Source organism: Lysinibacillus parviboronicapiens, assembly GCF_003049575.1.
GTDB classification, from domain to species: Bacteria; Bacillota; Bacilli; order Bacillales_A; family Planococcaceae; genus Lysinibacillus; species Lysinibacillus parviboronicapiens.
Window position 1 is genome coordinate 211,554 of sequence record NZ_PYWI01000002.1, and the last position, 11,915, is coordinate 223,468.

Annotated in this window: 9 protein-coding genes and 1 pseudogene; 9 read left to right on the forward strand and 1 reads right to left on the reverse strand. The window is 40.9% G+C overall.

The genetic code is table 11. The features are described 5' to 3' along the window. The first annotated feature begins 117 nt into the window (after positions 1-117). From C9J35_RS03415 to C9J35_RS03445, 7 genes and pseudogenes are all read left to right on the forward strand, one after another. Positions 118-600, forward strand: coding sequence for a PTS sugar transporter subunit IIA (locus C9J35_RS03415; protein WP_107923434.1), 483 nt, complete (start codon positions 118-120; stop codon positions 598-600). Positions 601-871: 271 nt separating this feature from the next. Beyond that, positions 872-2,264 (forward strand): annotated as a pseudogene (gene nagE, locus C9J35_RS03420) (N-acetylglucosamine-specific PTS transporter subunit IIBC). 132 nt (positions 2,265-2,396) lie between these two features. After that, positions 2,397-3,161, forward strand: a complete 765-nt coding sequence (locus C9J35_RS03425; protein ID WP_054767273.1) for a TrmH family RNA methyltransferase — start codon at positions 2,397-2,399, stop codon at positions 3,159-3,161. A gap of 558 nt (positions 3,162-3,719) precedes the next feature. After that, entirely contained in the window at positions 3,720-4,757 is a 1,038-nt protein-coding gene (gene pheS / locus C9J35_RS03430; protein ID WP_107923435.1) for a phenylalanine--tRNA ligase subunit alpha, read from the forward strand. Between the two features lie 12 nt (positions 4,758-4,769). Then, positions 4,770-7,187 (forward strand): phenylalanine--tRNA ligase subunit beta, encoded by a 2,418-nt coding sequence (pheT, locus tag C9J35_RS03435; protein ID WP_107923436.1) that lies wholly within the window; start codon positions 4,770-4,772, stop codon positions 7,185-7,187. A 211-nt stretch (positions 7,188-7,398) separates the two neighbouring features. Continuing rightward, positions 7,399-7,605, forward strand: a complete 207-nt coding sequence (locus tag C9J35_RS03440; RefSeq protein WP_054767274.1) for a hypothetical protein — start codon at positions 7,399-7,401, stop codon at positions 7,603-7,605. A 194-nt stretch (positions 7,606-7,799) separates the two neighbouring features. Beyond that, positions 7,800-9,767 carry a methyl-accepting chemotaxis protein gene (locus C9J35_RS03445; protein ID WP_107923437.1) on the forward strand — a complete coding sequence of 656 codons (1,968 nt, stop codon included), beginning with the start codon at positions 7,800-7,802 and terminating at the stop codon, positions 9,765-9,767. 100 nt (positions 9,768-9,867) lie between these two features. Here C9J35_RS03445 and rnhC read toward each other — a convergent pair whose 3' ends face one another. Further along, complete coding sequence (gene rnhC, locus C9J35_RS03450) at positions 9,868-10,797, reverse strand: ribonuclease HIII (protein WP_054767278.1); 930 nt, start codon at positions 10,795-10,797, stop codon at positions 9,868-9,870. 136 nt (positions 10,798-10,933) lie between these two features. On the opposite strand from rnhC, the gene zapA reads away from it, so the two are divergent. Together zapA and C9J35_RS03460 are read left to right on the forward strand one after the other, a co-directional pair. Continuing rightward, the gene (zapA, locus tag C9J35_RS03455; protein ID WP_054767279.1) at positions 10,934-11,194 is read left to right on the forward strand and encodes a cell division protein ZapA; all 261 of its coding nucleotides are present in this window, start codon (positions 10,934-10,936) and stop codon (positions 11,192-11,194) included. 5 nt (positions 11,195-11,199) lie between these two features. After that, the gene (locus C9J35_RS03460; RefSeq protein ID WP_054767280.1) at positions 11,200-11,745 is read left to right on the forward strand and encodes a CvpA family protein; all 546 of its coding nucleotides are present in this window, start codon (positions 11,200-11,202) and stop codon (positions 11,743-11,745) included. The last annotated feature ends 170 nt before the right edge of the window (positions 11,746-11,915 follow it).

Here is an 11,915-nt window from a genome sequence, read left to right on the forward strand (position 1 = left end):
ACTAAATATTTTAAGATATCCCCTTATCAGTTCTGCTTTATCCCACAACACAATATAGTGAAATATACGTTTTTTTTGATTCCTTTTAATAAGATACATCTAAGGGAGGTCATGTGGATGCTCTCAAAATTATTTGGTAAACGGAAGTTGCACATTTATGCACCGATGCATGGAGAGATTGTGTCGCTTGATCAAGTACCTGATCCCGTTTTTAGCGAAAAAATGTTGGGAGAAGGGCTAGCAATCGTACCTATTGATGGGCATGTTTATGCACCGATTGACGGTACAGTCATATTTGTTGCTGAGACGAAACATGCAATAGGGATTCGCGCAAAGGATGGTACAGAGCTTCTTATTCACATTGGTTTGGAAACAGTTTCTTTAAATGGGCAAGGCTTTACGGTTTTGGTGAAAGAAGAGGATCGGATATCAATGGGTCAAATACTAATTAAGGTAGATTGGCACTTTGTTCGAGAAAATGCCAAGAGCATTATAACGCCAATACTCATCACTAACAGCAAAGAGCGACAAATTCAATATCAAGGATCAAAGGAATGTATTGTGGGAGAAACATTGTTAATGATTGTTATTGCAAAGTAAAGCAAAAGGAGGTGTCAATTCTCAACGAAATGGTGACTGTGTAAGTGCGTACATTTCATACTTTTACGATAACACACTAAAGTGTCTTCCCCTCGAGTTTGTTTTCCATGGAGGAAGAAATCTTTCACTTCGGACTCCGTCACAAATGAATGTCTAGTGCCTCAATAGCAACAAGAATTAGTGTCTTTGTATGGTGCTTGAGGGAAAAGCAGACACTTAATGGCATTTTGTGGGTCTTCACCTCATTATGATGGAAAGGGGATCGTTGTGTATGAAGAGATATCTACAAAGATTAGGACGCTCTTTGATGTTACCGGTTGCTGTGCTATCAGCTGCTGCCATTTTAATGGGAATTGGTTATTGGATTGACCCTACTGGATGGGGATCAGGGAATGTGCTTGCCGCGTTTTTGATAAAAGCAGGTGCTTCGATTATTGACCATATTCCGATTTTGTTTGCGGTTGGAGTTGCATTTGGGATGGCGAAGGAAAAAGATGGTTCTGCGGCGATTAGTGGTTTGGTGGCATTTCTAGTAGTAACAACGATGCTTTCAACTGATACGGTTGCCCTTCTGCAATCAGTTGATCCTGCAACTGTTGATATCGCCTTTAACAAAATTGATAATGCGTTTATTGGTATTCTATCAGGTTTGATTGCAGCAGCGATGTTTAACCGTTTTAGTCATGTTAAGTTACCAGATTTCTTAGCATTTTTTAGTGGTAAACGACTTGTACCGATTGTATCAGCAGTGATTATGCTCTTTGTTTCAGCATTATTATTTTATATTTGGCCGATTGTTTTTGGAGCATTAGTATCATTTGGTGAAGGTATCAGTGGTTTAGGTGCGGCAGGTGCTGGTTTATATGGCTTCTTCAATCGCTTATTGATTCCAACGGGCTTACACCACGCATTGAATACTGTTTTTTGGTTTGACACAATTGGTATAAATGATATCGGGAAGTTCTGGGACGGTTCTGGTGTCAAAGGGATAACAGGTATGTATCAGGCTGGTTTCTTTCCAATTATGATGTTTGGTTTACCAGCTGCTGGTTTAGCAATGTACCATACAGCGAAAACCACAAGAAAAAAACAAGTAGCATCTTTAGTGATGGCCGCAGGTTTTACTTCGTTCTTTACAGGCGTGACAGAACCGCTTGAATTTTCGTTCATGTTCCTAGCACCAGTTCTTTATTTTGTGCATGCTGTGTTAACAGGGTTATCTATGTTTATAGCGGCTACTTTCCAGTGGACAGCAGGCTTTGGATTTAGTGCGGGCTTTATCGACTATGTCTTGACCCTCCGCCTTCCACTCGCAAATTTACCACTAATGCTTGTGTTACAGGGACTCGTCTTTGCTATAATTTATTACTATGTATTCAAGTTTTTAATATTAAAATTTTACATAAACATCATTAGACTCGTCGTTTTCAAAATTAGCGGCAGAAATTTATGCTGGCTTAGGTGGTACTGCTAACGTTAGTTCGATAGAGCATTGTGCTACGCGTTTACGAGTTGAGGTCGCACATATGGAGAAGGTTGATCAAAAGCGCATAAAAAATACAGGGGTCTATGGCATAAATATTGTTGGGCCAAATAGTATTCAAGTAATTGTTGGTGCAAATGTACAATTTGTTGCGGATGAAATAGAGAAATTACGAAAATAATGAAGGAATGTCAGCTGTTTAACGAGAAGATTCAATAATCGTTAAACAGCGTTTTCTCCCTGACTATGAAATTCCTCATTTTCTAAGGTATAATAATGAGTAGTAAATAGGAAAAAGGCGGTACGAGGAACGATGAAGAGAATTGAGTCTACGCAAAATGCGTTAGTGAAATATTGGAAGAAGTTAGCGACGACACGTAAAGAACGAGAGCGTTCTGGTGAGTTTTTAGTGGAAGGTTTCCATTTGGTGGAGGAAGCTTTGAAAAATAACGAACAAGTGTTACAGCTAATTGTGCGTGAGGGTGTCGATTTGCCGATGCTCTGGCCGATTGATAATGTAGCAATGGTGGAAGTGACGGCAGCTGTGGCGAAGGAGTTTGCAGAAACAGAAACATCTCAGGGTGTATTTGCGGTTTGTAAACAGCCAGCTGTAGAAGAAGAGATGATGGCTTCATGGCGTAAGGTACTGCTGATTGACGCGGTGCAGGATCCAGGTAATATTGGAACAATGATTCGTACAGCAGATGCGGCAGGAGTGGAAGCAGTTATACTTGGCAAGGGTTGTGCGGATTTATATAACCCCAAAACGTTGCGTTCTGCGCAAGGCTCACATTTCCATGTTCCTGTTGTGCGTGGTGATTTAGAGGATTGGATTGATAGGCTACAGGATAATGGTGTGCCCGTATTTGGAACGGCACTGGATGAAGATGCTGTCCTGTACAGTGAAATTCAACATAACGGTGCATTTGCGATTATGATGGGTAATGAAGGCAGTGGTATTCACCCACAGCTGTTAGCAATGACAGATCAAAATATTATCATTCCAATCTTTGGACAAGCTGAATCATTAAACGTAGCTGTTGCCACAGGAATTGTTCTGTACGGATTTGTGAAGTAGTTGCTTTGGCACTGTGAATATCGCTGATAAAAGCACAACAAATATCGCAGATAAAAAGCAATAATCGCAGGTCGACCCACGACTATCGCCGCTAAAAGAGCGTTTATCGCCGGTAAACCATCGGGAATAGCCCGCAAATCAGCAAAAAACGCCGCTAGACCTGATAAGATAGCTGAAAACGGGCACTTGACCCTTGAAATGCGACTGCATATTATTGTATAATCACTTTTAAATGTAATCATGTATACAAAAATGCTTTGACCGGGAAGTAGTAAAGATTGTGAATGGACGACAGGGAGTGTGGGCCGGAGATTGAGAGCCAGCACCGTACCAATGCAGTTTTGAATTCAGCCCGTTAGCAGCTACCGGGACCAGCGAAATGCTGTAAAGGTATGCCGGCTTCAATCGAGTCGTTATGGCAATGAAGTGATTGTGCGGAATTTACGTGCAATAACTAGGGTGGTACCGCGAATATGTCCTCGTCCCTTTTTTAGGGGCGAGGTTTTTTTGTGTCATTAGCGCAAGCGGGCATTTACATGAACAAGGAGGATTTAACACATGGAAGAGCAACTAAAGCAGTTAGAGCAAGAAGCACTGGCGAAAATTGAAGCGGCAGCAAATTTAAAAGAATTAAATGATGTGCGTGTAGCCTATTTAGGGAAAAAGGGACCAATCACAGATTTACTAAAAGGCATGGGTAAATTATCAGCAGAGGAACGTCCCAAAATGGGGGCCTTAGTCAACACTGTTCGTGAAAATGTTACAGTTGTGCTTGAAGCAAAAGTGACAGTTTTGGAAGAAGCAGCGATTGCTGAAAAATTAGCAAGTGAGTCGATTGATGTCACATTACCGGGTCGTGCAATTAAAGTCGGCAACCGTCATCCATTAACACGTGTGATCGAAGAAATTGAAGATTTATTCATCGGCATGGGCTACGAAATTGCAGAGGGGCCTGAAGTTGAGAAGGATTACTATAATTTCGAGGCATTGAATTTACCAAAAGGACACCCCGCTCGTGATATGCAGGATTCGTTCTATATTTCCGAGGAAATATTATTACGTACGCATACGTCACCTGTTCAGGCTCGTACAATGGAAGCCAAAAAAGGTGAGTCGATTCGTATTATTTGTCCAGGGAAAGTATTCCGTCGAGATAACGATGACGCTACACACTCTCACCAATTCATGCAAATTGAAGGTTTAGTAATTGGCGAAAATATTCGCATGAGTGACCTTAAAGGTACATTAGATACTTTAGCAAAAAAAATGTTCGGTGCAGACCGCGAGATTCGATTGCGTCCAAGTTTCTTCCCATTCACAGAACCGTCAGTTGAAATGGATATTTCTTGCTTCAAGTGCGGTGGCTCAGGCTGTAACGTATGTAAAGGTACTGGTTGGATTGAAATTTTAGGTGCAGGTATGGTGCATCCAAATGTACTTGAAATGGCTGGCTATGATCCAAAGAAAGTTTCTGGTTTTGCATTCGGTATCGGTGCAGAACGAATCGCAATGCTAAAATACGGAGTCGACGATATTCGTCATTTCTATACAAGTGACACACGTTTCTTATCACAATTCGAGCGAACAGAGGCGTAAGGAGGACTAAAAATGTTAGTATCATTAGAATGGTTAAAAGATTATGTAAGCACACAGGATTTAGTGCCTGAAGAGTTGGCAGAAAAAATTACGCGCTCTGGGATTGAGGTAGACGCAGTAATCGACCGTGCGAACGGAATGGATAAGGTCGTTGTCGGCCATGTTGTATCAAAAGAAAAACATCCTGAAGCAGACAAATTAAATATTTGCCAAGTAGACGTAGGGGAAGCAGAGCCACAACAAATTATTTGTGGTGCGCCAAACGTTGATGCAGGTCAAAAAGTGATCGTTGCTCGCCCAGGTGCACATTTACCAGGTGGCATTAAAATTAAAAAAGCTAAACTTCGTGGTCACGAATCGAACGGTATGATTTGTTCATTACAAGAGCTGGGTGTTGAAGGCAAGCTCGTACCAAAAGCTTATGCAGAGGGCATTTATGTGTTACCAGCTGACGCAGAGGTGGGTGCTGATGCACTTGCACTTTTAGGTTTACGTGACACAGTGTTAGAACTTGGTTTAACACCAAACCGCTCGGATGCACTTTCAATGTTAGGTGTAGCATATGAAGTCGGAGCAATTCTTTCAGAGGAAGTAAAATATCCAGAAATCGCCTACAAAACATCATCTGAAAAAGCTCAGGACGTGTTAAAACTTCGCGTAGAAGATTTACAAGCGAATCCAATGTACGTGGCAAAAGTCGTGAAAAACGTAAAAATCGCAGAATCACCAATGTGGTTACAACACCGTTTAATGGCTGCCGGCGTACGTCCACACAACAATGTAGTTGATGTGACGAACTATGTTTTAATGGAGTATGGCCAACCGCTACATGCATTTGACTACGACAGTCTTGCAACAGGTGAAATTGTCGTGCGTAAAGCGACAGAAGGTGAAAAAATCACAACTTTAGATGAGCAGGAGCGTACATTAAAAGCGACTGATTTAGTAATTACAAATGGCAAAGAACCTGTAGCTATTGCCGGTGTAATGGGTGGCGCAAACTCTGAAGTAACAGAAACGACAACAACAGTTGTTATTGAATCTGCTTACTTCGATGGTTTAACAGTACGTCAAACTTCTCGTAACTTAGGACTTCGCTCAGATGCATCAGCTCGCTTTGAAAAAGGTGTTGATCAAAACCGTGTTGTACCTGCAGCTGAACGCGCTGCGGCATTACTTGCTGAATTAGCTGGTGGTGAAGTGCTTGAAGGCACATGCATGGTGGACGAATTAGATAAAACACCAGCACGTGTCGTTGTTTCACCAGATTTTATCAATGAGCGTCTAGGGATGAAAATCTCATTAGAAGATATGTTGTCAATTTTAGAGCGTTTAAAATTTGGCGTAGAGGCGGCAAATGGATTATTAATTATTGATGCGCCGACACGTCGTCAGGATATTAAAATCGAAGAGGATATTGTGGAAGAAATCGCACGTCTTTACGGCTACGATGAAATTCCAATGACTTTACTAGAAGGTGCAAACCAAGTAGGCAGCCTAACTCCTTACCAAGCAAACCGCCGCGTTGTACGTAACTATATGGAAGGTGCGGGACTTTACCAAGCAGTAACGTATTCATTAACATCAGAAGCCTTATCACAACGCTTTGCTTTGAAAGCAGCATCGGTAACGCGTTTATTAATGCCAATGAGTGAAGAACGTTCAACGCTTCGTCAAAGCTTAATTCCACATTTAATTGAGGCTGCCGCATATAATGTCGCGCGTAAGGCGGACAGTGTGGCGTTATACGAAGTGGGTTCTGTATTCCTTGGTCAATCAGCAGAAGGTCAACCTTTTGAGGAAGAGCATGTTGCAGCTGTTCTAACGGGTAAATGGTTAGACCATGCTTGGCAAGGAGAGAAAAAAGAAGTAGATTTCTTCGTGTTAAAAGGAATTATTGAAGGTGTTGTGAATAAGCTAGGTCTTGGCAATCGTATTTCCTTTGTCAAAGCACAAGTAGATGGTCTACACCCTGGCCGTACAGCAAGCATTCTATTAGACGGCGAGCAAGTCGGCATTATTGGTGGTTTACACCCTGCTGAGCAAAAAACTTGGGGTGTGAAAGATACGTACGTAATGGAAATGAACCTAGTGGCCTTACTTGATGCTACTGCAAACGAAGCACCACTTGGCTATCAACCAGTACCGCGCTTCCCAGCTATGTCCCGTGATATTGCATTGGTGATGGACAGTGCAACTGCTGCAGGAGAAGTTGTTGCTGTTATTCATTCAGCTGGCGTGAAACTGTTAAAAGACATTCGAGTATTCGATGTGTACGAAGGGGAGAAAATGGAAGCTGGCAAAAAATCGGTTGCTTTCTCATTAACATACTTCGATCCAGAACGTACGCTAACAGATGATGAGGTAGTCGCAGCACACAATAAAGTACTAAAAGCCATCGCTACAATTGAAGGTACAGAAGTCCGTTAATAGAAAATTATAAGTCAAAGGCTGTCTCAGAATCATTGAGGCAGCCTTTTTATTTGTTTAAATGAATCCATATCAGAATTCAATTCCATATCAATAAAGGCGAATATTATTAAAGTAAAAAATAATTGTTCATATCACTAGGTATATGCCACTACAGACGGAAGCTATCTGCGGTTAAGCACCGAACCGCTTCGGGGCAACAAGTGTCTTTATGTGCGAAAGCGAAGCGACAGCAACAAGTGTCTTTATGTGCGAAAGCGAAGCGACAGCAACAAGTGTCTTTATGTGCGAAAGCGAAGCGACAGCAACAAATGTCTTTATGTGCGAAAGGGAAGCGGCAGCACAGAATGTTGGTCTCAAAGGCGTTGTCACAGGACGTGACGCTTATAGCCTTCGTTCCCATAAAAGCGTATTCTAGGGGCTTGGTTTGCTCGTTTTTTCCACTGGAGTCGCCGCCTTACGCTCCTACAAAAATATTCGAAATTTATTCAAATCACTATTATATTTTTAGCTTTTAATAATATTTAGAAATAACAAAAAATAAATCAAACGTATTTATTGTGTGTATAGTAGAAACTGGATAGAAATTTTTAGTAAGAGGAGATAAGCATTGTGAAAAATCATCGAAAACGAGGAACCTTATCCGTGCGTGCTCGATTAATATGGGCATTTACATTGACGCTTTTAATTCCAAGTTTTGCAATTGGAACATTGTCATACATGAAGGCGGCCAATCAATATCAAGCAGAATTGAGTAAGAACTCACGCGAAAATGTAGATTTATTAAATTCATTAATTTCAGAAGAAATAGCACCCATCCTTGATGATGCCGAATATTTGGCTGCTTATTTTAATAAGGACTGGCAAGATGCCGAGCTTTTAAAGGAAATAGAAAAATATAATGCGCTACATAGCAGTGTTTCCGTTGTCAATTTAGCAATGGAAGGGCACAAATTTTTACGCTCTCCATATGCCGAATCTGACCCGGACTATAATCCCTTTACGAGACCTTGGTATGTAAAGGCGATAGAGTCGCCAGGCAAGAGTGTTATGGTTGATCCATATCAATCAACTATTACAGGAGAATTAATATTATCAGTTTCAGCAGGTTTACAGGACGGTTCAGGGGTTATTTCGATTGGGCTGAATTTAGAGGGAATTTCTGAGCTTGTACATACGGTGAAGATTGGTAAAAACGGCTATGCTTCATTAGTGAACGCCAACAATGTTAGTATTGCGGATCCTTTCTCAGAAGTGGGGACGGCGCTTAAAGATTCTTATGTAGAAAAGATGGAAGGCAAGAATGAAGGCCAATTTAATATAGAGGAAGATGGCAAGGAGTACCAAGTATTCTTTGTAACGAATAAACTAACAGGTTGGAAAATTATCGGCACCATGGATATGGCAGATGTATCAGCTGTCACAGCACCTATCTTCACCACAACTTTGCTAGTAATTGCGATCGCTTTAGTCATCTGTGGCGTAATTGGTGCCTTTATCATCAGTTCGATTACCCGCCCATTGAAACAGCTGGCTACTGTCGCTGAGCAGGTAGGTGATGGAGATTTACGTAATTTTATCGAAATGAACACTAATGATGAGTATGGCAAATTGGCTAGTATCTTTAACAAAATGATTAGCTCCTTACGTGAGGTTGTTCGTGACGTTAGTGAAAAATCAACCCTGCTAACTTCATCGTCGGAACAGCTTACAATAAGCACAGACGAAAATAAGCGGGCCACTACGCAAATTGTCGAGTCAATCCAGGTGTTTGCAGGAACTGTTGATTCTCAAGCCGAAATCATCCATAAAAGTTCAAATGCTGTTCGAGAAATGTCTTCATCGATTCAAAACATTTCACACAAGGCAGATACCGTCAATGTAATGTCGAACAAATCGATGGAAGCAGTGGTTGTAGGAAATCAGACTATTCAAACAGCTATTGAGCAGATGCAAATCATTCAACAAACGGTTCACGCGCTTGAAGACACTGTTCAAACATTAGGTACTCGTTCACAGGAAATTGGCCATATTGTTGAAGCGATAACGCAAATTGCTGACCAAACAAACTTATTGGCATTGAATGCAGCGATAGAAGCGGCACGAGCAGGAGAGCACGGCAAAGGTTTTGCAGTCGTTGCCGATGAGGTAAGAAAGTTAGCTGAACAGTCTGCCCAGTCAACACTGCAAATTAAAGATATCATTACTTATATTCAAAAGGATACGAAGCTAGCGGTCGAGTCGATGGCCATTGGAACAGCAGAGGTTGTAAAAGGCATCGAAGTGACGACAATTGCAGGGCAGTCGTTTGGAGAAATTCGTAGTAATGTGCAACAAGTGACAAAAGAAGTTGGAGAAATTTCACAAGCAGCGAAGGTGATTTCACTTCACTCTGACGAAGTGGCGAACGGAATTGAAATTGTGTTAGAACGTACAAATGAAAACGTAGCAAGTGCACAAAACATTTCCGCTGCAACAGAGGAACAGCTTGCCACGATGGAAGAAATCGCATCCTCAGCTGAAGCACTAGCTGAAATGTCAGATAATCTTCAGCAATCGATTCAGCAATTTAAATATTAAAGATAAACAAGGGTGTCTACAGTGATGTGACACTCTTGTTTTTCTATCTAAGATGTTAGAAGGGGAGAACGCATGAATTATCTTCTAAACGAAGTAAATTTTATTTGATTTTTCGAGCCTTCTCAGTATTGGCGAAGTGCCATTTAGTGATGGAGCGTAAAAATTCTTCACCTTGTCCACGCCATATTCGCGCGGCTAATGCATCGACCTTTGCAGAGGCCCCCTTCAACAGTTCTATACCTGCAAGTTCACTTAGTCGATCCATTTCTTTTAAGAAAGCTGCGCGTGCTAAGATGGAAGCCGTTGCTACTGACACATGAAGCTGCTCGGCTTTGGTAGATAACAATACATTTTCACGCACAATATCCTTTTCGTTCTTTAAATAATTGTAGTAAACCCCACGCTCTGCAAACTGGTCAATAAGAATATGCATAGGCTTTTCTGGGGCCATTTTAGACAGTGTATGCCCTAGTGCTTTATTGTGCATCATGGCTTTCATTTTACCCTGTGAGTAGCCTTTTGCTTGTAACGCGTTATATTTTTCATTGCGTAATATAAGTACACTATGGATACATGCTGCACGTAAATCTGGTGCAATTCGTCGCATATAGTCATCTGTTAGCATTTTTGAATCCTTGACGCCTAGCTCGTTCACTAATTCGATTTTTGAAGCAGGCACATAAACCGCCGCAACTGTAATTGGGCCAAAATAATCGCCAGTACCTGTTTCATCCGAACCTAAAACAGACATCGAGGCAAAACCATCTGGAAGCACGTCGCCCTTTGCGCCAATAGAGGATGATTTGGGTGAACTCGTTGTTTGGGCGCTACCACCCCAACGTGCTGCTTCTCGATCTGCACCGCTTCCTTGAAACATTAATTTCCCTGATTTATATAAAGTTATTGCTGTATCTGGTAGTTTGGCAGCAAATACCACACCAGGTGCTTTACGCTCCACAAAATTGCTTGCGTAATAAGTTATCACCTCTTTTTGCATATTTGTTGAAATTAAAAGTACAATATTTGACATTTTATAGTTCCTTTCTGTCCTCGTTGTTCACAATTTTATACCTTTCATGGTATGATAATAAATAGCTTTTTTGTGTGGACGTTGCTCACTACTGAATAAAATCGTGAGCAAAAAGATTTTATTGGAGGGTGCGACTATGGAAAATCAAGAAAAGAACAAAATTTCTGTGGAAATATATGGTCATACATATAAAATGGTCGGCTCTGAATCTATTGGACATATGCGACTTGTCGCTTCGATTGTTGATGACCGTATGCGCGAAATGAATTTACATAATCCCTCACTTGATAGCGCAAAGCTTGCCGTCCTTACAGCAGTGAATACGGTGCACGATTATTTACTCTTAAAAGAGCAAATGGAATTACTAGAAGAAGAATTGAAAAAATTAAAGGGTTGAAGTGAATGCTAGATTTAATTATATTATTAGTGTTATTGGTTGGACTCATTGTTGGGGCAAAACGTGGCTTTATCGTTCAAATGATGCATATTGTCAGTTTTGTAGTTGCCCTAATTGTTGCGTATATCTATTATAAGCCATTAGCGCAAAAATTTGTGTTTTGGGTGCCATATCCAGGTGTAACGGATTCAGGAAGTCTTGGCGTAGTTATTGATAGCTTAGATTTAGACCGCACGTTTTACCGTGTAGTTGCGTTTGCAGTCATTTTCTTTGCGGTGAAAATTTCGTTACAAATTGTGGCATCGATATTTGATTTTATTGCCTACTTACCTGTTTTAGGAACATTGAATCGCTGGCTTGGTGCGCTTTTTGGCATCATTGAAAATTATTTAATTATGTTTATTGTGCTGTATATACTGGCATTGTTGCCTATTGATATGATTCAAAATTTAATGTCGAAGTCGTTGTTATCCGGGCTCATATTGGAGCATACACCGATTATCACGAAGATGTTCCAAAACTGGTGGTATATTTATCTCCATTCATCATAAGAATTAACCGCTATCTTTATTGATTGACTGTTAATGTCCTTAAGTATTTTTGGAGAGTTACACTTAAAATGAAATCGCAGTTATTAGGCGTAATGATGTTCTGTGAGAAAGTAGTATAGCCACGAAGCATCTGCGTCAACTATTTTTTGTACCGAAAGCAAAGCTCAGTG